The organism is Sinorhizobium sp. NFACC03, from assembly GCF_900103435.1.
Lineage (GTDB): Bacteria > Pseudomonadota > Alphaproteobacteria > Rhizobiales > Rhizobiaceae > Ensifer.
On the sequence record NZ_FMXF01000021.1, the window covers coordinates 48,897 to 71,975 of the forward strand.

Annotated in this window: 24 protein-coding genes; 14 read left to right on the forward strand and 10 right to left on the reverse strand. The window is 63.6% G+C overall.

Annotated elements, in window-relative coordinates; all coding sequences use genetic code 11:
- The first annotated feature begins 126 nt into the window (after window positions 1-126).
- From BLU35_RS23570 to BLU35_RS23580, 3 genes are all read left to right on the forward strand, one after another.
- Window positions 127-498 (forward strand): DUF2750 domain-containing protein, encoded by a 372-nt coding sequence (locus BLU35_RS23570; protein ID WP_093234701.1) that lies wholly within the window; start codon window positions 127-129, stop codon window positions 496-498.
- 135 nt (window positions 499-633) lie between these two features.
- Window positions 634-777, forward strand: a complete 144-nt coding sequence (locus tag BLU35_RS35735; protein WP_093234702.1) for a hypothetical protein — start codon at window positions 634-636, stop codon at window positions 775-777.
- A 375-nt stretch (window positions 778-1,152) separates the two neighbouring features.
- Complete coding sequence (locus tag BLU35_RS23580; RefSeq protein ID WP_093234765.1) at window positions 1,153-1,500, forward strand: hypothetical protein; 348 nt, start codon at window positions 1,153-1,155, stop codon at window positions 1,498-1,500.
- A 103-nt stretch (window positions 1,501-1,603) separates the two neighbouring features.
- Here BLU35_RS23580 and BLU35_RS23585 read toward each other — a convergent pair whose 3' ends face one another.
- Entirely contained in the window at window positions 1,604-2,506 is a 903-nt protein-coding gene (locus BLU35_RS23585; RefSeq protein WP_093234766.1) for a LysR family transcriptional regulator, read from the reverse strand.
- Between the two features lie 296 nt (window positions 2,507-2,802).
- Between BLU35_RS23585 and BLU35_RS23590 the strand changes: the two genes are divergently transcribed.
- The 7 genes from BLU35_RS23590 to BLU35_RS23610 all read left to right on the forward strand — a co-directional run bounded on the left by BLU35_RS23590 (window position 2,803) and on the right by BLU35_RS23610 (window position 11,725).
- Complete coding sequence (locus BLU35_RS23590) at window positions 2,803-3,576, forward strand: SDR family oxidoreductase (RefSeq protein WP_057253927.1); 774 nt, start codon at window positions 2,803-2,805, stop codon at window positions 3,574-3,576.
- Window positions 3,577-3,958: 382 nt separating this feature from the next.
- A complete protein-coding gene (locus BLU35_RS23595) occupies window positions 3,959-4,516 on the forward strand; it encodes a DsbA family protein (protein ID WP_093234703.1) in 558 nt (185 codons plus the stop codon).
- Window positions 4,517-4,790: 274 nt separating this feature from the next.
- Window positions 4,791-7,070 carry a mechanosensitive ion channel family protein gene (locus tag BLU35_RS23600; protein ID WP_093234704.1) on the forward strand — a complete coding sequence of 760 codons (2,280 nt, stop codon included), beginning with the start codon at window positions 4,791-4,793 and terminating at the stop codon, window positions 7,068-7,070.
- Window positions 7,071-7,312: 242 nt separating this feature from the next.
- Entirely contained in the window at window positions 7,313-7,435 is a 123-nt protein-coding gene (locus BLU35_RS36250; protein ID WP_255571016.1) for a hypothetical protein, read from the forward strand.
- A gap of 356 nt (window positions 7,436-7,791) precedes the next feature.
- Complete coding sequence (locus BLU35_RS23605) at window positions 7,792-8,970, forward strand: MFS transporter (protein WP_093234705.1); 1,179 nt, start codon at window positions 7,792-7,794, stop codon at window positions 8,968-8,970.
- 206 nt (window positions 8,971-9,176) lie between these two features.
- Window positions 9,177-9,308, forward strand: a complete 132-nt coding sequence (locus BLU35_RS36255; protein WP_255571017.1) for a hypothetical protein — start codon at window positions 9,177-9,179, stop codon at window positions 9,306-9,308.
- An 821-nt stretch (window positions 9,309-10,129) separates the two neighbouring features.
- The gene (locus BLU35_RS23610; protein WP_093234706.1) at window positions 10,130-11,725 is read left to right on the forward strand and encodes an ArnT family glycosyltransferase; all 1,596 of its coding nucleotides are present in this window, start codon (window positions 10,130-10,132) and stop codon (window positions 11,723-11,725) included.
- A gap of 397 nt (window positions 11,726-12,122) precedes the next feature.
- Here BLU35_RS23610 and ftsZ read toward each other — a convergent pair whose 3' ends face one another.
- The 3 genes from ftsZ to BLU35_RS23625 all read right to left on the reverse strand — a co-directional run bounded on the left by ftsZ (window position 12,123) and on the right by BLU35_RS23625 (window position 15,190).
- Complete coding sequence (gene ftsZ, locus BLU35_RS23615) at window positions 12,123-13,157, reverse strand: cell division protein FtsZ (RefSeq protein WP_093234707.1); 1,035 nt, start codon at window positions 13,155-13,157, stop codon at window positions 12,123-12,125.
- Between the two features lie 462 nt (window positions 13,158-13,619).
- Entirely contained in the window at window positions 13,620-14,228 is a 609-nt protein-coding gene (locus BLU35_RS23620; RefSeq protein ID WP_093234708.1) for a glutathione S-transferase family protein, read from the reverse strand.
- A 164-nt stretch (window positions 14,229-14,392) separates the two neighbouring features.
- Window positions 14,393-15,190 carry a phosphotransferase gene (locus BLU35_RS23625; RefSeq protein WP_093234709.1) on the reverse strand — a complete coding sequence of 266 codons (798 nt, stop codon included), beginning with the start codon at window positions 15,188-15,190 and terminating at the stop codon, window positions 14,393-14,395.
- A 258-nt stretch (window positions 15,191-15,448) separates the two neighbouring features.
- Here BLU35_RS23625 and BLU35_RS23630 point away from each other — a divergent pair, with 258 nt between their 5' ends.
- Window positions 15,449-15,745 carry a hypothetical protein gene (locus tag BLU35_RS23630; RefSeq protein WP_093234710.1) on the forward strand — a complete coding sequence of 99 codons (297 nt, stop codon included), beginning with the start codon at window positions 15,449-15,451 and terminating at the stop codon, window positions 15,743-15,745.
- A gap of 63 nt (window positions 15,746-15,808) precedes the next feature.
- On the opposite strand, the gene BLU35_RS23635 is transcribed toward BLU35_RS23630, so the two are convergent.
- The 5 genes from BLU35_RS23635 to BLU35_RS23655 all read right to left on the reverse strand — a co-directional run bounded on the left by BLU35_RS23635 (window position 15,809) and on the right by BLU35_RS23655 (window position 20,323).
- Window positions 15,809-16,177: a type II toxin-antitoxin system death-on-curing family toxin gene (locus tag BLU35_RS23635; RefSeq protein WP_176907394.1), complete on the reverse strand. Its 369-nt coding sequence runs from the start codon at window positions 16,175-16,177 to the stop codon at window positions 15,809-15,811.
- Window positions 16,167-16,397 (reverse strand): hypothetical protein, encoded by a 231-nt coding sequence (locus tag BLU35_RS23640; protein WP_093234712.1) that lies wholly within the window; start codon window positions 16,395-16,397, stop codon window positions 16,167-16,169. The genes BLU35_RS23635 and BLU35_RS23640 overlap by 11 nt, the downstream gene beginning before the upstream one ends.
- Before the next feature lie 121 nt (window positions 16,398-16,518).
- Window positions 16,519-17,574 (reverse strand): ABC transporter ATP-binding protein, encoded by a 1,056-nt coding sequence (locus tag BLU35_RS23645; RefSeq protein ID WP_093234713.1) that lies wholly within the window; start codon window positions 17,572-17,574, stop codon window positions 16,519-16,521.
- Window positions 17,562-19,334 (reverse strand): ABC transporter permease, encoded by a 1,773-nt coding sequence (locus tag BLU35_RS23650; protein WP_093234714.1) that lies wholly within the window; start codon window positions 19,332-19,334, stop codon window positions 17,562-17,564. Before BLU35_RS23650 ends, BLU35_RS23645 begins: the two co-directional genes overlap by 13 nt.
- 8 nt (window positions 19,335-19,342) lie before the next feature.
- Window positions 19,343-20,323 carry an ABC transporter substrate-binding protein gene (locus BLU35_RS23655; protein WP_093234715.1) on the reverse strand — a complete coding sequence of 327 codons (981 nt, stop codon included), beginning with the start codon at window positions 20,321-20,323 and terminating at the stop codon, window positions 19,343-19,345.
- Between the two features lie 202 nt (window positions 20,324-20,525).
- Between BLU35_RS23655 and BLU35_RS23660 the strand changes: the two genes are divergently transcribed.
- From BLU35_RS23660 to BLU35_RS23670, 3 genes are all read left to right on the forward strand, one after another.
- Window positions 20,526-20,759 carry a hypothetical protein gene (locus tag BLU35_RS23660; protein ID WP_093234716.1) on the forward strand — a complete coding sequence of 78 codons (234 nt, stop codon included), beginning with the start codon at window positions 20,526-20,528 and terminating at the stop codon, window positions 20,757-20,759.
- Window positions 20,760-20,960: 201 nt separating this feature from the next.
- A complete protein-coding gene (locus BLU35_RS23665; RefSeq protein ID WP_093234717.1) occupies window positions 20,961-21,431 on the forward strand; it encodes a carboxymuconolactone decarboxylase family protein in 471 nt (156 codons plus the stop codon).
- Window positions 21,431-22,288, forward strand: coding sequence for a sigma-70 family RNA polymerase sigma factor (locus BLU35_RS23670; protein WP_093234718.1), 858 nt, complete (start codon window positions 21,431-21,433; stop codon window positions 22,286-22,288). Before BLU35_RS23665 ends, BLU35_RS23670 begins: the two co-directional genes overlap by 1 nt.
- A gap of 320 nt (window positions 22,289-22,608) precedes the next feature.
- Here BLU35_RS23670 and BLU35_RS23680 read toward each other — a convergent pair whose 3' ends face one another.
- The gene (locus tag BLU35_RS23680; RefSeq protein ID WP_093234720.1) at window positions 22,609-23,028 is read right to left on the reverse strand and encodes a RidA family protein; all 420 of its coding nucleotides are present in this window, start codon (window positions 23,026-23,028) and stop codon (window positions 22,609-22,611) included.
- Window positions 23,029-23,079: the final 51 nt, after the last annotated feature.

Below are 23,079 nucleotides of genomic sequence, written 5' to 3' on the forward strand. Positions count from 1 at the left end.
CATTTTCTCTAAAGCAAACCGGCGCCCGGACGCTGAGACGACCGGACGCCATCGGACGGCCTTGCCGCAGCGTCACATGACGCTCACAGGGTTGCCAACACCTGAGATCACTGCTGACGTCGCGCGATGAGCGTCGCGCCCCTCCACACACATGCTTTCTTCGAAGAGGTCCTGGAGGCCGGCTTCGTCTGGACGATTCGTGACGAAACAGGTTTCCCGACCGCGACGAACCGGTCGAATGAAACAGCGATGCTGTTCTGGTCGTCGCTCTCCAGAGCCCGGCTGATAATCGACCGCTTGCCCACCTATCGCAGCTTCACGCCTCATCAACTGTCACTGGACGTCTTTGTCGATCGCTGGCTGCTGGGCCTTGAGAAGGACAATTTGGTGATCGGCACAAATTGGAGCAGCGCCACGGCAATCGGTTTCGATTTCGCGCCTGCCGATGTCCGCCGGCGGTTGCAAAGCTTGAGGCCAATAGTTCGTCAACACCAGTGACGTGCCACGCCATGCAATTCGACGCAGCCGCAAAGATCGGCTGGACTGGCGTCCCTGCGTAAGTTCCGCCGCTATCCTGTTGTCTTTCTTGCAGAAGCTCCTATTTCCCATCGAAATCGAACCCAGGAGCTCTGCATGAACCGAAACGGCCTCTATCTCGTCATCGCCTTGCTCGCTGTCGCCGTTGTCGGCCTCGGCCTCTACATCTACCAGAAGGAGACGAAGCCGGGCGTCGAGATCAAAATCGGCCAGGACGGCATTTCGGTTCAGGAAAACTAGGGTCAGGCAAAGAGCCTGGACGATGAGGGATGACCGCAGCACTAAGCTGAACCCGCCCGCAGCAGTGAGCGCGTATCACGGGGAACCCTTCAAGCTGAGCCTCCGCCTCTTCGGCGCTTGCGTGTTCGCCCGTTACCCCGTCGCCAAGAAAGGCCACCCTTCGGCGACGGCGTGAGGAGCGCGCCGGTAATGGACTGCTGAGCTCTTGATTTTGCGTCCGCAATCATCGCCCATGGCAACAGCCGTCGCGACTCGTTGCCGCCTCACGGCAGGAAGAAATCGCAACTTGCCCGACAGACCAAAGGTGCCGCGCTGATAGCAAGCATTTCATGGGCAGCCGCACTGCTGCTTGCGGCCTCGTTCGCATTTGCCGCGATGGCCGGCGAGAGAGCCCCCTCGGGAACCTATTGCGGCCAGCTCTCTTCCGCCGGCGTCCTGTCGGATGCGCAAACGCACTTCGAGACCGATGCGAGCGGCACGATCATTGGGAAATATATTTTCTCCGATCAGGACCAGCCCGTTCACGGCGAGCTTGCCGAGACCGGTGACGACGGCGACGGCAGCGATCTGACCCGTACCTTCATGTGGCGCGACAAATACGGCTACGGCCAGCTGGTCGTGACCTTCACGCCGGACTTCTCCGAGTTCGAAGGCAAATGGAACGCCGGCGGATCGGACTTCCTGCCGTGGAACGGCCGGCGGTGTTATCAGACGATCAGCTAGCGTCCCTTATGCATTCACCTGAACGCATGGCGGTCTAGAATGCGCAGGCGAAGTTGAGCCACAGGATGCGGCACGCTTGACGGCCGCATCCATATCCGCTCCCTCACGCCGCAATCACCTCCCGCATCAGCCCTTCCAGCCAATTGGCAAACACCTGCAATCGGCGCGACAGGTGCTGGCGGTGCGGGTAGAGCAGCGCCATCGGCATGGGGGCGGCTGAATGGCCTGGCATGACCTCCACCAGCCGCCCCTCTTTCAGATGGTCGACCACGTCGAAGGCCGGGATCTGGATGAGGCCGAGGCCGGCAAGGCAGCAGGCGATGCTGCCTTCGGCGCTGTTGACGCTGATGCGGCCGGGAACCGCAACCGTGCGCGCCTCGCCGCCTTCGATCCACTCCCAGTCCTCCACCCGGCCGCTTGAGGGCGAGGCATAGTTGACGGCGAAATGATCGGCGAGATCGCTGGGCATTAGCGGAATACCATACCGCTCGAGATAGTCGGGGCTTGCGACATTGATCAGCCGGAGCGTGCCGAACGGCCGGGCGATAAGGCTTGAATCTTCGAGCGGCCCGACGCGCAGCGCACAGTCGACGCTTTCCTCGATCAGGTGCACCGCCCGGTCGGTCATGCCGAGATCGATGTCGATGCCGGGGTAGCGCGCCAGGAATTCCGGCAGCGCCGGTGCCACGATCAGCCGGCCGATGCGGCTCGGCAGGTCGACCCTCAGCCGCCCGGTCGGGCCGGAAGCGCTGCGGCGGAAAAGATTTTCCGCCTCGTCCATATCGGAAATCAGCCGCAGGCAGCGCTCGTAGAAGGCGGCACCATCCTGCGTCGGCGCCACCTTTCGGGTCGTCCGGTGCAGCAGCCGCGTGCCGAGCCGGGTTTCGAGCGTCTGCACCGCCGCCGAGACGGAGGAGCGCGGCAGGCCCAATGTGTCGGCCGCGCGGGTAAAACTCGCGCTTTCGACGACGCGGGTGAAGATGCGGAAGAGCTCGATCCTGTCCATGCCGGCCACGCCATTTGTTCGTCAATTCTGACAAGTCATGTCACGAACTGGCGCTTTATACCAGCGACGCGGACGGTATTCTCAACCCTGCGATGCCTGTCGCATCGCTGACCTCTCGCGTTGGCGGCGGCAAGGTCCGCGCTATTTGAAACGCGGCGTGCGGCGTTCGGGACGGTCGACGTGTTTGCGACAGGCCGTCAGCGCCAAAGCAGACCGGGGGACCTGCGCGCTCTCGCGCCGGCATTCCCGCTCGCCGCAAACCGGCTGCAGCAGGCGGCCGATAAAAGGAGAAACCCATGGCAGACCACAGCATCAACGGAAAATCCGTCCTCATCGCCGGCGGCGCAAAGAACCTCGGCGGCCTGCTGGCGCGCGATCTCGCCGAACACGGCGCCCGCGGCGTCGCGATCCACTACAACAGCGCCGCCACCAGGGCGGCAGCCGAAGAAACCGTGGCGGCAATCAAGGCAGCCGGTGCTGCAGCCCACGCCTATGCCGGCGATCTCACCAGCGCGGCCAATGTCGAAAAGCTCTTCGCCGATGCCAAGGCGGCGCTCGGCGGCATCGATATCGCCGTCAACACCGTCGGCAAGGTGCTGAAGAAGCCCTTCGTCGAGATCACCGAGGCCGAATATGACGAGATGAGCGCGGTCAACGCCAAGTCCGCCTTCTTCTTCCTGCGCGAAGCGGGCAAACATGTCAACGACAACGGCAAGGTCTGCACGCTCGTCACCTCGCTGCTTGGCGCCTTCACGCCCTTCTACGCCGCCTACGCCGGCACCAAGGCCCCGGTCGAGCATTTCACCCGCGCAGCCGCCAAGGAGTTCGGCGCACGCGGCATCTCGGTTACCGCCATCGGCCCCGGCCCGATGGATACGCCCTTCTTCTACCCGGCCGAGGGAGCCGACGCCGTCGCCTACCACAAGACCGCTTCCGCCCTCTCGGGCTTTTCGAAGACCGGCCTTACCGACATCGAGGACATCGTCCCCTATATCCGCTTCCTCGTTTCCGACGGCTGGTGGATGACCGGCCAGACGATCCTGGTCAACGGCGGTTACACGACGAAGTAAGTGGGAAGCGCCCCTCATCCGCGCGGTGAGTGAAACGCCCCTCATCCGCCTGCCGGCACCTTCTCCCCGTAATCACGGGGAGAAGGGACACGTGGCTCTCTCCGCGCTCTACTTCGGCGCACCGCGAGGCGTCGTGCCACGGCATACCGCGGGAACCAGGACGTCCGCGTGTGGCTGTATTCGCGGCCAAGGCAAGAAGACGAGAGTGCAGCACACGCGGCGCCGTCCCCTCTCCCCGCCTGTGGGGAGAGGGCTAGTCCTCGGGTTAAACCCGAGGAGTGATGCATGCTCTGCCCATGGACGGTTCAGCGACAATCGAAACTGGAAAACTCTGAAAATTCAACGATCCCAACCCGTCGACCCTGAAAAGAGAGGAAGTCCCATGACCAACTCAGCTTGGCACGCCGATCCACTCACCTGGGGCACCGGTCCACATCTCTTCGAGGTCTTTCTGGAGCCGACCGATCCTTACTCCACCAAGGCATTTAGCAAGCTCGACGCCCTGCTCGACCAGGCCGGCGAAGACAACGTCACTATTAAAATCCGCCTGCAGTCGCAGCCCTGGCATATGTATTCCGGTGTCATCGTTCGCTGCATCATCGCGGCCTCGACACTTGAGGGCGGCAAGAATACCGCGAAGAAAGTCATCGCTGCAGTCGCTGCGCATCGGGAAGAGTTCGAATTCGTCCATCATGCCGGCGGCCCCAATCTGGACGCTACACCCAACCAGATCATCGAGCGCTTGGAAGGCTATAGCGGCGTCAAGCTCAAGGCCGCATTCGCGATCCCGGATCTCGACCGGGAAATCAAGTGGCATTGCAAATATGCGCGACAGAACGGCATCCACGTCTCCCCGACCTTCATGATCGACGGAATCGTGCAACCGGACGTCAGCAGCGGCGATGATGTTTCGGACTGGGCAAGGAAGTTGCTTGGTTGATGGGGTGCGCGGAAGGCTGGAGCAGCCGGGTCCGTTAAAGTGCTCATGCACATATGCTTGTGGGGAATTGCGCGGCTCGGCCAGGCGACCACCTCTTGGTCGGCTTTCCCCATCGGGCATTCCGGCCGAGCTCGCTTCCAACCCGAAGCGATCTGGCAGAGCGTGCGTGCTGCTGACGCCCCTTCCATTCAAAATTGGATTGGAATTTTAGGACGTTGTGTAATGTGATGCGGATGAGCGCATGGCGCGCGACGGGGCTCGATGAGTGAAATTCATGGCATATAACTGCTTTTTCTGCCGTCACCTGCTGGCGAGCCTGGCGCTGCTTCTCGCGCTCGCCCTGCCCGCCCTTGCCCAGACGGCACCAGCGCCGATCACCGTCATTCTCACGCCCGGCCAAAGCCCTGCCGAGATCGAGGAAACCTTGCGCGCCGCGGCGAAAGCAGGCGGTCCGGTCACGGTCGAGTGGCGCGACGCGGCAAATCAGGCCGCAGCGCCGGCCAGCGCGGCGACACCTGACAACACCCACGCCGCCACACCGGCCGTCGCCGCGACGCCGGCGGGTACGCCACAGCAAGCCGCTCCACTCGCTGACCCCGAGGATTCCTTTGACACCCTTTCCGCCCGTTTTCTCAATGGCTTGCAGATGGGCCTTACGGGCATCTCCGGCATCGCCGGGGTGATGGCTGACGTCGCGGCAGGCATCCGCGCCGAAGGCTGGTCGGTCGTCTCAATTGCCGCCATTTCCGTGCTGGCCATTGCCGCCGGGCTGGCCGCCGCCTTCGCCAGCCGCTCCCTTATCCATCGGCTGTTTGGCGCTTCCTTCGAGGTGGTCGACCTCTTGCACCGCGTGCGCGCCTCGGTGATCCGGCTCGGCTTCGACATCGCCTATCTGGTGATCTTCGCCGCCGTCGCCCACACGATTGCGCCTCTGCTCCTGACGCGCGGCACGGGCTCGGCCGAGCTTGCCCATGCCCTGATCACCATCGCCGTCGTCGCCGCCGTCTATGCCGTGGGCGCCCGCTTCCTCTTCGCGCCGACGCGACCCGAAATCCGCCTGCTCGATATCGCCCATCCGCGCTTCCACGCCAACATGCTTGCCACCTATGGCGCGGCCAGCGCCGTCGTCGGCGCCAGCATGCGTTTCGCCCATCAGCGCGGGCTGGACCTTTCCGCCACCGATGGCTGGCTGCTGATCGGCGTCAGCATCCTCACGGTGGTGAAGCTCCACTGGTTCATCGGTGGCGCGGGTGATATCCGCGCGCTCTTTACCGGCGAGAACCCCGGCCCCGTGCGCCGCGCCATCGCCTTCGGCGTGCCGGAGTTCTACGCACTGAGCGCCATCGTGCTCTGGCTGATGAGCGTCATCGTTGCCGGCAGCCCTAATAGCGCGGCCTGGAGCTTTGCCGGCGGCACCACGCAGATCATCCTGCTTGCGCTGCCGATCCTTGCCTTCGGCATCCATTCGCTGGCCGGTGCGGCCGCCGCGCGTCGGCGCACGCCGGCCTCGCACGCCCTGCATGCGGCGATATCAGGCAGCATCCAGACGGCGCTTGCCGGCGCCACCTGGCTGATCGGCCTGCACATCATCATCGAGCTCTGGCGCCCGATCATGGTCCAGGACGACACCGCCGCCGCCGTCGGCTGGATCGTCGTTCTCGAGCGCATCAGCCTTGCGGTCGTGGCCGCCTGGGTGATCTGCAGCTTCCTCTGGCGGAGCTTCGAAGCCTTCTCGCCGTCTGCCCGCGTCGCCATGCCCGGCGATAGCGAGGACGAGACGATGGTTCATCAGACAAGCCGGCTGTCGACCATCCTTCCGCTCGTCCGCAACCTCATCTTCGGCGCCATCTTCGCTGTCACCAGCCTCGTCGTCCTCTCAGCACTCGGCATCAACATCGCGCCGCTGCTGGCGGGCTTCGGCGTGCTGGGTCTGGCGCTTTCCTTCGGCTCGCAGACGCTGGTGAAGGATGTCGTCTCCGGCATCTTCTTCATCGCCGACGACGCCTTCCGCGTCGGCGAATATGTCGATACCGGCAAGCTCAAGGGCACGGTCGAGCGCATCTCGCTGCGCTCGCTGAGGCTGCGTCACCAGAACGGCCAGATCCACACCGTCCCTTACGGCCAGCTTCAGGCGGTGACCAATTTCAGCCGCGACTGGAGCACGGTGAAGTTCGAGCTGAAATTCGAGCGCGACGCCGACCCTGAAAAGATCCGCAAGGCCATCAAGAAGGTTGGCCTCGCCATGCTGGAGGACCCGGAGATCGGCAGCGAATTCCTGGTGCCCTTGAAGATGCAGGGCATCCAGGACGTCACCGAAAACTCCCTCGTAGTCCGCCTTAAGTTCACCGCCCGCCCCGGCAACCCCAGCATCCTCCAGCGCGAGGCGATGAAGCGCCTGCTTCCGGCGCTGCGCGAAGCCGGCCTCGACCTCGCCTCCAACGCCGTCACCGTACGCTCCGGTGCAGCCGGTGCGGCGGAAGCGGAGGCGGCGGCAGCAAACCTGGCGCTGGCGAAGAAGCCGGTGGCACCGGAAGCAGCAGACGCGGAAGGGTAACGGTCAATCCGGCGCGACGCGGCGACAGACTTCCTGTGCTCGTCGCGGCTCGTGTCAGCATGGCCTTGCCATCGGGCAACGCCTTGCGCCCTGTCCCCGCGGGAACAACATCCACCCGGTTCCGTTGCTAAAACAAATGCACAAAGGCCGATGGCCTTTCAATCGGGGCATCGGTTCCGGTTCGGTCAACACCTGGCCCAACGAAAGATCATGGTCAGGCAGCAAGAGCTCGGAGCGCCCCAATGCGTATCATCCTGGTAGCCCTCGTCGCGTCAGTCATGAGCATCCTGGCGTTCAAATATGCCGATCACTCCATCGGCAACACGCACATCGTTGCGACGGCCGAGGAACTTGCCGCCCTCTGAGCGGTCTTTGCAAATAGACCGGTCGCCCCTCCCGCTCCCAGCGGGTCCTGACCACCGGACCGGCTCGGGCGATGCTCGCAGAAGTCGTTCAGCCCCTCCCGCATAGGTTTCATTCCGTCTTGCAGCGATCTCCGTCTTCTGCAATCCTCATCGCATGCGATCGTATCGGCTCATCATTGCTGCCAAACGTCTGACCGCCCCGGCGGCCCCACTCGCTATGTGCGTCTCTGGATAGCAGCGGGAACGGCTTGGCCGACCTTCTCGCTCTAGGGGCGGGAGATCAGGCCGATCCTTCCAACTGATATCGAGACGTTGACGATGCGACATGCGCTCTCCCGCAGCCTGGTGATCCTGCTATGACAGGATCATCCAGCGCTTCCTTCACCTTCATCCTGCTCATCATCTGCACCGCGCTTTCCCTTGCCGGCACCGACCTGATCCTGCCGGCGGTTCCGGTCCTGCCGGGTGTGTTTTCCGCCAGCGAAGCGACCGCGCAGATGGTGCTTGCCGCCTATGTCGGCGGCAGTGCACTCGGCCTCCTGCTCTTCGGCCACCTCGCCGATCACTTCGATCGCAAGACGCTGATGGTCGCAGCCCTTGCCGCCTTTGCCGCCACCTCCCTTGCCGGCGCCTTTGCGCCTGATATCGCCGTCCTCATCGGCCTGCGCTTCCTGCAGGGTATCGCCGCCAGCGCTGCGCCCGTGTTTGCGCCGGGCGTCATCCGGCAATTGTTCAGCGAGAAGACGGCCCTGCGCGCCATCGGCTTTCTCGGAAGCGTCGAGTCGCTCGTTCCGGCGCTTGTGCCCATCGCCGGCGTGGCACTTCTTGCGCATTTCGGCTGGCAATCGTCGTTCGAGCTTCTCGGCGCCGCCGGAGCGATCGTCTTCGTCCTGATGCTGGCGATCGGCCTTCCGCGCGAACAACGAAGAAGCGGCACCCAAGGAACCTATCTGCAGCTGCTGACGGATCCCGTCTTCATGCGCTACGCACTGAGCCAGGCCATGACGCTCGGTGGCGTTTTGACCTTCGTGTTCGGCATTCCCATGGTGATCGTCGAGACGATGGGCGGCACGCTCAATGATTTCATCATCGTGCAGATCGTCAGCGTCGCGGGCTTCATCGTCGCCGCCAATCTGACCGCGAAGATCGCCGAGCGCTTCGGCACGGAAGAAGTCATCATGGCCGGCAGCGCGATGGCCGCCGCAAGCGCGTTCGCTCTCCTCGCCTATGGCCTCTCCGGCGGAACGAACCCGCTGTTCGTGCCCGTTCTCTTCCTGCCCATGGGCATTGGCCTCGGCCTGCGTGGCCCCATCGGCTTCTACCGCGGCATCGTCGCTTCCGGCGGCAATGATGCTCGCGGCTCGGCGCTGATCGTCTTTTTCATCTTCATGACGACCACATTGGGCACGATGGCGGCTGCGCCTGTCATCACCAAAGGACTGCCGGCCCTCGCCCTCGTCGTTAGCGCAATTCACCTGCTTTCGGTCACCATCCTCTGCGCACTGCCGAAGGTGAAGGAGGCTCCGTCCGCATAGCCGCGACCGCGGCAGACGACCGCGCCCCTGGGCGCGCGGTTTCGTGCCGCCGGCGGAACTCTCCCTGGATCCCGCAAACATGGCCAGCCGGGGCGCACCCCGACTGCCGCGCGCCCGGCTTGCGCTTCCATCCCCGGGGTGTTCTGGTAAGAGCATCCCCGGGTGGTTCTGGTAAGACCGGAACGTGCAAAACGGAGCGCTGCAACATGAACAATGACAATCTTTGGTACTGTCTTGTCGGCACGGGCGACACCAACACCGGCATGCTGCGATTCATCGGCGCCGTCGTCGCCTTCATCCTCGTGTTCGGCGCGCTGTTCTGGTTGCTGGGCCTGTAAACCTTTCCCCTTGCCCGCGACGCGGGCGGCCGTCACAAGGTGGCCGCGCCTGCCCCAGCCGCGGCCTGTCTATCGTTCCGCCACCCGGAAATTGGTCGCGCCCAATTGCGCAATGACTAATACGCGACGAACGATGAGAGAACGCTCCAAGCACGAAAGCGGTCTCACTCTAACCATTTCCCCCAATTGGGTGAGGAACAATTCGTGAAAGCGACCGCGCGAGACTTGCGCGTCGGCCGTTCGGCGTTCACGCCTCGACTTGGTGTCACGATCCTCAGGCGCCTTGCCAAACGGCAAAGTTGCGATAGAAGATCACAAGAGACAACTTAACCGATCACCATCTTGAACCTTCGTTTTGTTGCCGGCGGCCTGGCCGTCGCGCTGTTACCCGAGCCGGCGGACTTCAGGAGGGCGATCGGCCCGTCCCAACAAAAAAGGCCGGAGCGCGCGGCTCCGGCCCTTCTATTCTTTCGCTCTCAAAACGCGTGCCAGTACATCCGTGGTCAAGGTCGAAAGCAACGCGCAACTGCGAGCCTCGTGCTCAACAGTTTGCTTGTACTAATTTTATAGGACCGGGCGCGTTTCTGGACAAGCTGTCCCTTTGGGCTACGGCACACGCCAGGGATTAGTCTTGGCGACGCATCGAGGCCCGAAAACGGGGCCGTTTTCCAGCTTTTCCCGCCAAGACAATCAGCGATTACTTAATTATATTCGTCCTAGACTAAGGGATACAGGCGACGGCGCATGGCGGAAGCCTACCGGAGGGCACCCATCTCGCTCGCGGTCGTCGTCAGGGTCGTTCGGCGCGCCTGGGGAGGCATATGTCGGGGTTCGATCACAGGCACATGAATGGCGCGATACTCGCCGCGATCCTGGTGCTCGCCGCCCTGTTCCGCCTGCATGACGTTCAGCAGCCGCTGGTCGATGCCTTCAGCTGGCGCGAGGCGAGCACGGCGATGATGGCCGACAATTTCTTCCTGCGCAGCTGGAACATCTTCTTTCCGGAGGTCAGCTGGACCGGCCCCGACCCTTCCTATCAGGGCCGCGAGTTGCAGGTCGTCTCCTATATCACCGCCCTTCTCTATGCCGTCTTCGGCTGGGACGACACCTGGGGCCGGCTCGTCGCCATCGCCTTCGGTATCTGGGGCGTCTTCGCTCTGCATCGGCTGATCGCGCGGCTCTGGGACGAGGCCCACGCCCATGCCGGCGCCTTCCTGCTGGCGATCATGCCGGGCGCTGTCATGATCGACCGCTCGTTTCTGCCGGATCCGGCCATGCTGGCGCTGGTGACAACGGGCGCCTGGGCCTATGTCGCCTATCTCCAGAACGATCGCCTGCCCGTTCTCATCGCGGCCGGCCTCCTCACCACGACAGGCGTGCTTGCCAAGCTCCCGGGCATCGCCGTGGTCGTACCGATGACCTACGCGACATTCGCCATCCTGCACCAACGCGGCAGGCTCAGCCTCGGTCGGCTCTTGGCAATCCTGCCCGTCGCACTCGCCGCCGGTGCGCTCATTCTCGGCTATTACTGGTGGGCGCATTATCTCGGCGCCAACTACCCGCCCTACCATGTCGCCGGCAGCGGCTATCTCTGGAGCGACGGGCTTTCCCGGTTCCTCGACGAAGCCTTCTACATTCCCGCCACGTGGAGGATCGCCAGCAGCTGGCTCTTCACTCTGCCGGTGGTGGTGCTGACCGGCATCGCGCTCCTGACCGCGCCGCCGACGGCAGGCGATGCGCAGACGCAGGCGAGGTCCGGTCGCGCGCCATGGTTCTTCCATGTCTGGTTCCTGGGGGCAGCGATCGTCTATGTCTTTGCCGCCCGCGAAATCAAGACCAACCCCTGGAACTTCCATATCTTCAATGTGCCGATGGCGGCACTTGCCGGCCGCGGCCTGATCCTGCTGGTCGAGATCGGCCGCGAACACGGCCTTCGCACGCGCGCGCTGCGCCTCGCGGCGATCGCCGCAGTCGTCGTCTTCGGCGGCAGCATCCCCGGCCTCTCGCTGATGAAGGCGCCCTATGCCGATCATGGTGAAAAACTCGGCACGAAACTCAGCGAGCTCAGCCAGCCCGGCGATCTCGTCATCACCGCAACGCCGACGATCGGCGATCCCGTGGCGATCTATTACAGCCGCCGCCGCGGCTGGGTCTTCCCGCCCGGCGGCGGCGAAACCGAATGGTCGATGCTGATGGAAGACGGCGACGCGATCGAGGCGCTGGAGGAGCTGCGCGCCCGGAACGCCACCTGGTTCGGCATCACCAAGAACGCCCGCGACATGCAGCGGCGCAAGTTCCTCGAATACAACAAGGGGCTGATCGCCCATCTCGACCGGACAGCCGAACGCGTCGTCGACGACGACACGATGCTGATCTACCGGCTGGCACCTCGGGCGGATGCGGCGGCTTCGAATTGAACCGCTCGGCTTCACCCGTCGCGGGCGGGTTTGCGGCTCTCATGGGCGCGCGACATGGATTTTCATAAAGCCGTGACGAAGCCTTTCCGGTTGGCCCCGCCCCTCACCCTGACCCTCTCCCCGCCTGCGGGGAGAGGGAATCGCGCGCAGCTCCCACGTCTCCTTTCCGCCACCTCTGGCATACGGAAACAAGAAGCCGGCTGTGCTCCCTCAAGGTATCCTGCGGCTGTAAGCGAGCAGAGGAAACGGTGAGCATGCCGCAACGTCCCTTCTCCCCGCCTGCGGGGAGAAGGTGCCGGCAGGCGGATGAGGGGCTCATACAGGAAACGCCATGCGCCCGGATGAGCGCATGGCGTCCTGTTGTCTTGAAGCAGCGCCCGCTTGGGGCGTGTGAGCCCTACTGCAGCGTGCGGGTCGGGGCCGGTGCGGGCTGGCCAGCGGCAGCGCCGGCGGCATTGTTGGCCGAACGCGCGGAATCGAGGCCGGTCGCGACGACGGAGACGCGGAAGGTGCCGTCGAGCGTGCGGTCGAAGATCGAGCCGACGACGATATCGGCCTCGTCATAGACCTCTTCGCGGATGCGGGTCGCGGCTTCGTCCACTTCGAACAGCGTCATGTCCATGCCGCCGGAGATCGAGATCAGCACCCCCCTGGCGCCGCGCATCGACACTTCGTCGAGCAGCGGGTTGGCGATCGCCGCTTCGGCAGCCTTCAGCGCCCGGCCCTCGCCGGTTGCCTCGCCGGTGCCCATCATCGCCCGGCCCATGCCCTTCATGACCGACTTTACGTCGGCGAAGTCGAGGTTGATCAGACCTTCCTTGACGATCAGGTCGGTGATGCAGCCAACGCCGGAATAAAGCACCCGGTCGGCGATCACGAAGGCATCGGCAAAGGTGGTCTTGGCGTCAGCGATGCGGAAGAGGTTCTGGTTGGGGATGACGATCACGGTGTCAGCAGCCTCGCGCAGCCGCTCGATACCCTGCTCCGCCGTCTCCATGCGGCGCTTTCCCTCGAAGCTGAAGGGCTTGGTGACGACGCCGACCGTGAGGATACCGGCCTTGCGCGCCGCAGCCGCAATCACCGGTGCCGCCCCCGTGCCCGTGCCGCCGCCCATGCCGGCGGTGACGAAGCACATATGCGTGCCGCCGAGGTGATCCATGATCTCGTCGATCGATTCTTCCGCCGCCGCCCGGCCGACATCCGGCAGCGAGCCGGCGCCGAGGCCCTCGGTCACGGCAGCGCCGAGCTGGATGATGCGCGACGACTTCGACATGGCGAGCGCCTGCGCGTCCGTATTCGCCACCACGAATTCCACGCCCTGCAGCCCTTCGTTGATCATGTTGTTGATGGCGTTGCCGCCACCGCCGCCGACCCCGATGACGGTGATCTTCGGGCGCATTTCGGTGATCGTGGGCTTCTTGAAATCGTTCATGGCTTGTCTCCTAGAGCCGACGCCCTGCAGGCGCCGACGGCGGGCGAATCGGGCAGCTGTTATTTTAGGAATTGAAAAAAGCCATGGAGAAGGCAAGGAAAAAGGACAGAACGCCTATCCACATATGAATTTTAGCGGGTCCTTTCGGTGGCAATTCCAAGCTCGACCGCATTCGGCAACGCGTGTAAAATTGACGTTCGGATCAATGGGTTACGCCGATGCTGCGTACCAAAATTGCCCCTCACCCTAGCCCTCTCCCCGCACGCGGGGAGAGGGGACGAGGATCACTGCTGCGTCGCGACTTGCCATCTTTTGCCGAAGAAGCAGCGCCTGCGAAGGTTGATTTGGAACGAGAGGGCGCGGCGTATTTCCTTCTCCCCGCCTGGCGGGGAGAAGGTGGCCGGCAGGCCGGATGAGGGGCAGATCCGCAGTACAGGCAACCGCCCTGCCCTTTGTTGAGCCCTAAGCCTCAAAACTCGGCCGCGAGCGCACCCGCTCCAGCCAGCTTTGAACATGACGGGCCGACGCCGGGATCTCCATGCCGAAGACATCGCAGAGCCAGGCCGTCACACCTGCAGTGATGTCGGCAATCGAGAATTCCTCGCCGGCGAGGAACGGCCGGCCATCCGAAAGTTCGTCGTCGAGCCAGCCCCATTTCTTCGGCACCGCCTCCCGCTCGGTCTCGGCAAAAGCCGGAAACTGCGTCAGCCGTTCGGCGAAGAAGGCGTCCGAATGCAGCGCCACATTGCCGACGGTGCCGAGGATCACCAGTTCGGCGCGCCGGTTCCACATCTCCACCTTGGCGCGGCTGACGGCATCGCGGCCGAAGAGCGGGTGCTCGGGATTCGTCTCCTCGAGATAGCGGCAGATCGCAACGCTCTCGGTGATGATGGTTCCGTCGTCGAGCTCCAGCACTGGGATCTGCCCGAGCGAATTGACCGCCAGGAACTCCGGCGCCCGGTTTTCGCCCTTGGCGAAATCGACATCCACCATCGGCACCGAAATCTCCTTCTCCGCCATGAAGATGCGTACGCGATACGAATTCGGCCCCATGCCCTGATAAAGCTTCATCTTATCCTCCTGTCGATGAGGCCACCCGCCTCGTTTCCCCAACGCATCTACGCGGGATACTGGTTGTATATAGCAACCGGTTTCATTTAACTCAATGGTTTATTTCAAAGGACAGCAAATCTTTTCACTGAGCCATCGGCCTGTCCTCGGTGCGTCAAAGGCCGCTACGCAATGTTCAGCGACAGCAACGCCCTATGGCGCTCGAAGGCTTCCCGTTCCCGCTGCCAGTGATCGAGATGCCCGTCCCGCTTCAGGCGCTCGGTCGCGGCCGCGCCGATCATCGCCAGCATTGCCGCCTCGTCGCCCATATGTCGAAGCACCTCGACCACCATTGTGAGCAGCGCGTCGTCGCAGGCACGACCATGGACCGCACACAGGCGCTTCAGCCGCCGGCTGCCGTCGTCGAGATCCGCCAGCGCCGCCGCCTTCAATTCCTCGGTATGGAAGGAAAGCGGCACCATCCAATAGGCGAGATAGGCAAGATCGCGCAGCCGCGGCCCAGGCCCGGCGAGATCGAAGTCGATGATCCCCGCCGGTTCGCCGCCGCGGAAAATGAGATTGTACGGCGCAAGATCATTGTGGCAGACGACCTCAGAGCGGCTTTGATCCGGATACCGGAAGGCCCAGCGATCGGCCGCCGTGAATTCGAAATCGGCAGTCGCGTCATGATAGGTCCTGAGCAGCGCGGCAGCGGCGGTCAAGGCACGCTCGGAAAGCCAGATCTCCGAAGACCCGCCGGCCTCGCCATCAAGGAAGCTCAGGACCTCGCGCCCACGATCATCGAGGCCCAGGAAGCGCGGCGACGCCTGAAAGCCCCTTGCCTCCAGATGAAGGAGCAGCCGGTGGACGCTTGCGCTCTGCGACGCGGTTGCGCGACGCACCGTATCGCCCACACGCACGACGCCCGCGTTGACATTGCCGCCGGCAAGCGGCGTTTCCTGTGCCGAGGTTTCGGATGTCATCACACCGTTCGGGAGGCTGGAGACGAAGTCGGGCCGAGGATCGGCTTCAGGCTACTGCATGTTTCCTTTAATCGTACCCGATTAAAGGACAAAAAACATGCAGCAATTCAAAGTGCTACAGCGACCTTTGCGCGTCTGATAAGACGCGCGGCGCTGTAGCAACTGTCAACGGATCGCTTCCCTCGGCGTGCCGATCAAGCGGATATCCTTGAACTTGCTCAGCCATCATGCTTGCCTCTCCCAAACAGGAGCCTTGCCATGTTCGCCCGATCGACCGTCTGCTGCCTCGCCCTCCTTCTTGCCGCCAGTCAGGCGGCGGCAGCCCTTGCGCCGAACTATCAGCGTGCCCGCGAACTCACCGCCGTCATCGACGCAGTTGCCGCCGCGGTTCCCAGATATCCGATCGACAAGATCATCAGCCAGGGCCGCGACCGCTATGCGGTCGTCGCCGGAAAATGCACCGTCATCGCAAGGATCATCGGCCTGCCGTCGAAACCCGGACTGGTCGGCCCGCGCCAATTCGAGGTTCAGCTCGACAAGCCGGATTGTGATTGAACAGCACTCTAAAAAGCGGGCAATCGGCAATGATTCGCCTGCGGAGAGTACGTTGTTCGATGATCAGTCGCCGGCAGGCAAGAGGTGGGCATCCACCCAATCGGCAAGCTCCGCCTCTCCCATCTGGCCATCGGCGACGGACCAAATGACGTCGCGCGTGTCCTTCTGGCTGGCATCGAGCCGATAGCCCAGGATCAGTAACTGCATCGCAAGCGCGAAAAGAGCGGCGCGTTTATTGCCATCGGTAAATCCGTGGGCCTTGGCTACTCCAACCCACACCACAGACGCCAGCCTCCCGGCTGTAGCGCCCTGTTCGTAGAGTGCGATATTAACCGGGCGAGCAATCGCGCCCCGAATTGTGTCTCCATGCCGCTTGATGGTCAGGTCGTGGCCCGCACCAAGGCATCGAAGGATATTGGCTTCATGTGGCAAGTTCGGAGAGTGTCCAATCAAAGCGCGCGAACACGTCTTCCGCCGCCTTCATAGAGATATGGTAGGTCTCATCAGCGCTGGCGGCTTCGACAACGTGGTCATGCTTGACCACGACGGTCTGCGGGCTGGGGTGTGACGCGGCCGCACCGTGCGAAAGCACTTCACCACGTCGCGGGATCTGCATCTCGCGCTTCTGACCCGACTTCTCCTTGACAGGCACTCGCCCCGTCGTGGCGTCTCCGCCGACGGCAACTTTTCCGGTGGTTTTTCCGCCACTCTTAGCCATGCCTAGGATATAGCATTGGGAGATAGCGTCTCCAAGAAGACGCAACCTTCGCGTCTCAGAGCCGCCAGCCCTGGCTCATCACGAAACGTGCCGTTTCCCCCGGCATCAGCGCGCTGTCGCCATAGGCTTTCAGCATCTGCCCGTCGGGCAGCGCCAAGGTCAGTGCAAAACGCTCACCCTCGAATACGCAGGAGATGACCCGAAGCGCCACCCCCTCGCCGTCACGGCGCACATGCTCCGGCCGCATAAGCACGTCGCGAATTGGCACGTCGCAAACCGCCCGATCGCCGGCGCCTGCCTTGCCCACACCGCTGAATGCCTCGCGCAGCGCCGGCCACTCCAGTGCCCTCGGTGCGCCCTCGGACAGCGGCAGCCTGAGCACCGAGCCGCGGCCAATCAGACCGCCGACGACGGCACCCTCAGGCCTCGCGTAAATCTCCGCCGGCGGCGCCATCTGCATCAGCCGCCCCTCGGACATGACGGCGACATCGGTCGCGAGCGCCATCGCCTCGGCCTGGTCGTGGGTCACGTAGATCATCGTCGCGCCCGAGCGCTCGTGGAAGATGCGGAAGGTCTCCTCCATCGACTTGCGCAGATGCTGGTCGAGATTGGCGAGCGGCTCGTCGAGCAGCACCACATCCGGCGAGGTCACCAGGCAGCGGGCAAGCGCCACGCGCTGGCGCTGGCCGCCGGAAAGGGCCGCGGGCCGGCGATCAGCATAATCGGTGAGCTTCACCAGCGCCAGCGCCTCGCCGACGTTTCGTCGCCAGGCTTCACCGGAAATGCCGCGCACCTTCAGCGGATAGCCGACATTCTCGGCCACCGTCATATGCGGCCACAGCGCATAGCACTGAAACACCATCGCCATGTTGCGCCGTTCCGGCGGCAGCGCCCGCGATGCGTCGGAAAGCCGCCTTTCGCCGAAATCGATCGAGCCGTCGGTTGGTTGCTCGAAGCCGGCGATCATGCGCAGCACCGTGGTCTTGCCGCAGCCCGAGGGACCGAGCAGCGCCAGGAAGCCGCCTTCCCGCACGGTCAGCGAAACATCCGATACCGCCGGCCGCCCGCCGCCGAAATGTTTCGTGAGGTGATTGAGGATCAGTTGCGCCACGGCAGCACGCCCTCGGGAAGATATTTCGCAAGCGCCTCGAGCGCCGCCATCAACAGCACGACCATCACCACGACAAGCACCGAGAGCGCTGCGGCAAGATCGGACGAACCGCTGTCGTCGAGATTGAAGATGGCGACACCGAGCGTCTGGGTGCCGGCCGACCAGAGCAGTGCGGAGACCGTCAGTTCGTTGGCAGCGATGAGGAAGACGAGGATGATCGCAGCCCCGGCGGCGGGCGCCACCAGCGGCAGGATCACGTCACGCATGCGCCTGAGGAAGCCGGCACCCGAGAGACGCGCGGCCTCCTCGAGCGACGGATCCATCTGCAGAAAGGCGCTCATGACGGGTTTCAGGCTGACGGCCAGGAACGAGGAGAAATAGGCGATCAGGATGATCCAGATGGTGCCGTAGAGCGAGACGCTGAGGAGAGGCAACGGAGCCGCAAAGGTGAGAATGAAGGCGACAGCCAGCACGATGCCGGGCAGCGCATAGGGGATCTCGATAAGGATGCCGAGCGTATTGGCAAGCAAGCCCTTGCGCCGGGTCATCAGGTAGGCCGCGGGTACGGAGACCGCGAGCAGGCCAAGTGCTGCGGTGGTCGCAAGGAACGTCGAATTGCCAAGCGCCTTCAGCGTCATCGACTGGCGAAAGAGGATTTCTTCGTAAGCGCGCAATGACACGGTCTGAAGGTTGAGCGGCACGCCATAGGCCGGCACCATCGAGCTTGCGACAAGCGCAGCCAGCGGCGCCACCAGCACGAAGAACAGGATCGCGACCAGCGCCATCTCCACGACCAGGCGATAACGCCCGAGCGCGAAAGCGGCATTGGCGCCGGAGAGGCCGATGATGCGGTAGTCCTTCCCTGAGAGCGCCCGCTGCTGCAGGATCAGCCCGGCCGCGGCGATCACGGCGATGAGGCTCGAAAGCAGCGCGATCTCGCCGAAGGTGCCGGCACCGAAGCTTGCCAGCCTCGTGTAGATCAAGGTCGGCAGCACCTCGATTCCTGCGGGAATGCCAAGGATCGCCGGAATGCCGAAATTGCCCACACCCGAAACGAAGGCGATCGCCGCCCCGGCAATCAGCCCCGGCAGCGACAGCGGCGCGACGATATCGCGGAAAACGCGGAACGGCGTGGCACCGGCAAGCCGTGCCGCCTCCACTCCATCCCGCGGGGAAGCTGAAAGCCCGGCTTTCAGCGCCAAGAAGACCAGTGGTGCGTGCTGTACGCCGAGCAGCAGCGAAATGCCCGCGAGCGAATAGAGCGGCTGCGGGCTGCCGAGCGGCGGCGCGATCCCCAGCGTCTTCAGAAGCGGGCTCGCCGGCCCGGTCATTTCCACCCAGGCAAGTGCGGTCACCTGCGGCGGGATCATCATCGGCAGCATGAAGGCGAAGCTCAAGGTCAGCTTGCCGCGCACATCCGTCAGCGCCACGGCGAAGGCGAAGAGCGCGCCGATAACGACCGAGACGATCATGCCGCCCGTCGCCGTTATCAGCGTCTTGCGGATCGCCGCAAAGGTCGCGGGCTCCGTAAGCACGCCGATCGACTGCCCGGAGATGAGACCTGCGAAACCCGCCCTCGCCAGGCTGATGAGCGGCAGCAGGCACAGCAGAAACAGGCAGGCGAAAACGAAGGGCACCAGCCAGCGCGGCTCGGCGGCGGGTCTGGCACCCACCCTCGCCTGCGGCACGTCCTGCGTCCGGCTTTGAAAGGGAAAGCGCAGCCAGCGGGGCCGGCTGCGCAGGTCATTGCGTTCAAGCATTCCCGATATCAGTTCGTGCCGAAGATGCCGGAGAAAGTCTTGAGGTCGGCGTCGGAGTTCTTCACCGTGTCGGCGGCGTTGACGGGCAACACCTTGATCGTCTCGCGGGCCGGATAGCCCTCGGGCAGCGCCACGCCGTTGCGGGCCGGGATGTAGCCCATCTTCACCGCCGTCTTCTGGCCCTCCTCGGACAGCAGGAAGTCGACGAACTTCTTGGCGACGTCGACGTTCTTGGCAGTCTTCAGGATGCCGACTGGTTCGGTGACAGCCGAAACGCCCTCGGCCGGGAAGACGAACTCCACCGGCGCGCCCTTGGCCTTTTCGCGGATCGCCATGAAATCGACGAGCATGCCATAGGCCTTCTCGCCGGTCGCAACCGCCTTCAGCACGCCGCCGTTGCCGCCAGCGGCCGTGGCACCATTTGCCGCGAGCGCCTTGTAATAGTCCCAGCCGAGACCATCGATGTTAGTCAGCGTCTGCGCATGGATCAGCGCCGCGCCCGAGGTCAGCGGGCTCGGCATGGTCACGAGGCCCTTGGCTTCGGTCTTGGCGAGATCCTGCCAGCCGGCAGGCTTCATCGCGGCCGAGGTGTTGTAGACGATGCCGGTCGTGATCATCTTGGTCGAATAGTAGGCGCCATCGGCGTCATAGAGCGCGGCGTCGTAGTTGGCGGCCTCAGGCGACTTGTAGTCGGCGAGATGCCCGGCTTCCTTCAGCCGCTGCATCGTCACGGTGTCGGCAATGAGAAGCACGTCGGCGACCGGATTGCCGGCTTCGATCTCGGCCATCAGCTTGGCCATGATCTTCGTCGTGCCCTCGCGCACCCATTCCACCTCGATACCGGGATTGGCCGCCTGAAAGGCATCGACGGTCGCCTGCGCATCCTCGTTCGGCTGGCTGGTATAGAGCACCAGATTTTCGGCGTAAGCGGCGGTCGAAAGCAGGGCTGCGGTAAGCGCGCCGGCAAGGACGGAAACGAACGATTTCATGAGAATACCCTCGTGTTGAAACTGGCGCCGAGGGATAGAGCCGCCTTTTTACAGGGGTGTGACAGGCCGGAACGGCCGCCCTGTCTCGCTCCCTCACCGGGAGAACGCACGCTCCCTTGACAATACGTGCAGACCGGTAAAGCTTGCACGGAATGCGAGCGGAGGAACTACCATAGACGCTTTTCTGAAAATTGCCGGAGCAGTGGTCATCGTCGTATCACTGGCGTTCGCGCTGCAAGCAACCGTGCCGTCTTTCGGCTGGATGGGCATTCTCCTTGCCCTGCAGTCGGCATCGCCTAGCATCGGCGCAGGCGTCGCGCTTGCGGCCTTCGGCTCGTTGCTCGGACAGCTCAAGAAAATTCGCCTCGCCACCGAGCGCCAGGCCGATCTGTTTCAGTCCATATTGGAACGCCGCAGCCAACCTTCCGCCGAATAGGCGCTGCCGACCGCGTGGATCGCGGGTGGAAAGGGCGTGATCGGACGGGGAAGGATGCCGCCAGATGCGCCTTCAAATGTTGCATCAACCAAGCTGCCGACGAGCCTGCCGCAGAAGATTCCGTAAAAAAATTGGCCCCCATGTCACACCGGCCAATCCTGTCTCGTCATGGTATCGGAACCAACGAAAGGAAACGGAACCATGACTGCCAAGATCGACCTTTTCGCCGCCGCCCCCCAGCTGATGAAAAGCTGGACCAGCGTTTCGATGGCCGTTGCCGCGAGCCTGGACCCGACCATCATCGAACTCGTCAAGATCCGCGCCTCGCAGATCAACGGCTGCGCCAACTGCATCAACATGCACACCCAGGAAGCGCGCGCCAAGGGCGAGACCGAGCAGCGCATCTACCTGCTTTCGGCCTGGCGCGAGGCGCCGTGCTATTCCGATCGCGAGCGCGCCGCGCTAGGCTGGACCGAAGCGCTGACGCGGCTTTCGGAAGGCCACACCCATGAACAGGCCTACGAAGCGCTGAAGGACCATTTCACCGAGGAGGAACAGGTGAAGCTCACGCTGATGATCAACGTCATCAATGGCTGGAACCGCCTGGCCGTCGGCTTTGGCCTCTGGGTCGATCCGGCAGAGGCAAAGGCCGCAGCCGAGAAGGCCGCCTGATGACGGGCACCCCCCAAGAGGACGCAGCGGCGGTTTTCGACCCGCTGCGTCCGAAGCTGATCCGCGTCGCCTACCGCATGCTCGGCTCGGTCGCCGATGCCGAGGACATGGTTCAGGAGGCCTTCATCCGCTGGATGGGGGCCGACCGTGCGGCTGTGCGCGAACCCGAAGCCTTCCTGCGCCGTACCGTGACCAGGCTCTGCCTCGACCAATTGAAATCCGCGCGGCTCAAGCGCGAAACCTATGTCGGCCCCTGGCTGCCCGACCCCGTGGTCGAGGAGGAGCCGGAGGATGACGTCACCCTGCCCCTGATGCTTGCGCTTGAACGGCTCTCCCCGCTGGAGCGCGCCGCCTTCCTGTTGCACGACGTCTTCGGCCTGAGTTTCGACGAAGTCGCAACGACGATCGACCGCGATGCCGCCGCCTGCCGCCAGCTCGCGGCCCGTGCCCGTACCCATGTGCGCGAGGAACGACCGCGCTTCCAGATCGAACAACAGCGTGGGCTCGAACTGGCCAATGCCTTCTTCGCGGCCTCCAGAAACGGCGACATGAAGACGCTCGGCGCGATGCTGGCGGCCGATGTCAGCGTCCATTCCGACGGCGGCGGCAAACGCCCGGCGGCGATGCGGCCAATCCTCGGCTTCGATGCCGTCATGAAGGTGCACCAGCAACTGGCCGCCCTCTTTGCCAAACACGGCTCAACCCTGGTGCGCACCGGCTTCATCAACGGTCTCCCCGGCTTCGTAACGAGGGAAGCCGACGGCGAACTGCAGTCGACCGCGCTGGACATCGAGGACGGCAAGGTGGTGGCGATCTATGTGGTGCGCAACCCGGACAAGCTGGTGCATCTGCATTAGGCGTGGGCATTATCCGGCGTTACTGTTCCGGGCGGCACTAAGCCACCCGACAGACTGCTGACAAAACTATGTTTGATCATTGTAAGCTTGCGGGAGAAGCCGGTGCGTCGGCCAAAATCTCCGTCATTCCTGTGCTCGTCACAGGAATCTCTAGCAGTTCCAATGGAACTGCGGACCAGCCCAAGTCCTTGGGCTGAAAGGTTCTTTTGACCCGACCGACGTCGGGCCGCTGGATCCCCGCCACAGGGGCGAGGATGAGGGAGAATGGGACAACCCTCGCCAAAAAGCATTTCGGCTTTGTCAGCGGTCTACCGGCGGTGTCAGGCCGCCCGCTCGCGCCCAACTCCAGCACTCTCCGGAATCCGCGCAATCACCTTGATCTCGAAATCAAAGCCGGCAAGCCAGTTGACGCCGATGGCGGTCCAATTCGGATAGGGCTTTTCCGGGAAGATCAGGTTCTTGACCGCCATGATCGTCTCGAACTGGTTTTCCGGGTCGGTGTGGAAGGTGGTGACATCGACGATGTCGTCAAAGGTGCAGCCGGCCGCCTTCAGCGTTGCCTCGAGATTGCCGAATGCGCGCTCGACCTGGCGGGCGAAATCCGGCTCGGGCGATCCGTCCTCGCGGCTGCCGACCTGGCCGGAAACGAACAGTAGATCCTGAGAGCGGATCGCGGCCGAATAGCCGTGGGCCTCGTAAAGCGCATGCCTGTTTGCGGGAAAGATTGCATCGCGTGTCATCTGTCTGGTCCTTTTCCTGAATCCAGGGCGCCGAAACGGGCGAGCGCTGCC

What these genes read in the sequence shown, in the direction of transcription:
- BLU35_RS23570 (WP_093234701.1), top strand. Translation starts at nt 127, where the DNA reads ATGAGCGTCGCGCCCCTCCACACACATGCTTTCTTCGAAGAGGTCCTG.
- BLU35_RS35735 (WP_093234702.1), top strand. Translation starts at nt 634, where the DNA reads ATGAACCGAAACGGCCTCTATCTCGTCATCGCCTTGCTCGCTGTCGCC.
- BLU35_RS23580 (WP_093234765.1), top strand. Translation starts at nt 1,153, where the DNA reads ATGGCCGGCGAGAGAGCCCCCTCGGGAACCTATTGCGGCCAGCTCTCT.
- BLU35_RS23585 (WP_093234766.1), bottom strand. Translation starts at nt 2,506, where the DNA reads ATGGACAGGATCGAGCTCTTCCGCATCTTCACCCGCGTCGTCGAAAGC.
- BLU35_RS23590 (WP_057253927.1), top strand. Translation starts at nt 2,803, where the DNA reads ATGGCAGACCACAGCATCAACGGAAAATCCGTCCTCATCGCCGGCGGC.
- BLU35_RS23595 (WP_093234703.1), top strand. Translation starts at nt 3,959, where the DNA reads ATGACCAACTCAGCTTGGCACGCCGATCCACTCACCTGGGGCACCGGT.
- BLU35_RS23600 (WP_093234704.1), top strand. Translation starts at nt 4,791, where the DNA reads ATGGCATATAACTGCTTTTTCTGCCGTCACCTGCTGGCGAGCCTGGCG.
- BLU35_RS36250 (WP_255571016.1), top strand. Translation starts at nt 7,313, where the DNA reads ATGCGTATCATCCTGGTAGCCCTCGTCGCGTCAGTCATGAGCATCCTG.
- BLU35_RS23605 (WP_093234705.1), top strand. Translation starts at nt 7,792, where the DNA reads ATGACAGGATCATCCAGCGCTTCCTTCACCTTCATCCTGCTCATCATC.
- BLU35_RS36255 (WP_255571017.1), top strand. Translation starts at nt 9,177, where the DNA reads ATGAACAATGACAATCTTTGGTACTGTCTTGTCGGCACGGGCGACACC.
- BLU35_RS23610 (WP_093234706.1), top strand. Translation starts at nt 10,130, where the DNA reads ATGTCGGGGTTCGATCACAGGCACATGAATGGCGCGATACTCGCCGCG.
- ftsZ (WP_093234707.1), bottom strand. Translation starts at nt 13,157, where the DNA reads ATGAACGATTTCAAGAAGCCCACGATCACCGAAATGCGCCCGAAGATC.
- BLU35_RS23620 (WP_093234708.1), bottom strand. Translation starts at nt 14,228, where the DNA reads ATGAAGCTTTATCAGGGCATGGGGCCGAATTCGTATCGCGTACGCATC.
- BLU35_RS23625 (WP_093234709.1), bottom strand. Translation starts at nt 15,190, where the DNA reads ATGACATCCGAAACCTCGGCACAGGAAACGCCGCTTGCCGGCGGCAAT.
- BLU35_RS23630 (WP_093234710.1), top strand. Translation starts at nt 15,449, where the DNA reads ATGTTCGCCCGATCGACCGTCTGCTGCCTCGCCCTCCTTCTTGCCGCC.
- BLU35_RS23650 (WP_093234714.1), bottom strand. Translation starts at nt 19,334, where the DNA reads ATGCTTGAACGCAATGACCTGCGCAGCCGGCCCCGCTGGCTGCGCTTT.
- BLU35_RS23655 (WP_093234715.1), bottom strand. Translation starts at nt 20,323, where the DNA reads ATGAAATCGTTCGTTTCCGTCCTTGCCGGCGCGCTTACCGCAGCCCTG.
- BLU35_RS23665 (WP_093234717.1), top strand. Translation starts at nt 20,961, where the DNA reads ATGACTGCCAAGATCGACCTTTTCGCCGCCGCCCCCCAGCTGATGAAA.
- BLU35_RS23670 (WP_093234718.1), top strand. Translation starts at nt 21,431, where the DNA reads ATGACGGGCACCCCCCAAGAGGACGCAGCGGCGGTTTTCGACCCGCTG.
- BLU35_RS23680 (WP_093234720.1), bottom strand. Translation starts at nt 23,028, where the DNA reads ATGACACGCGATGCAATCTTTCCCGCAAACAGGCATGCGCTTTACGAG.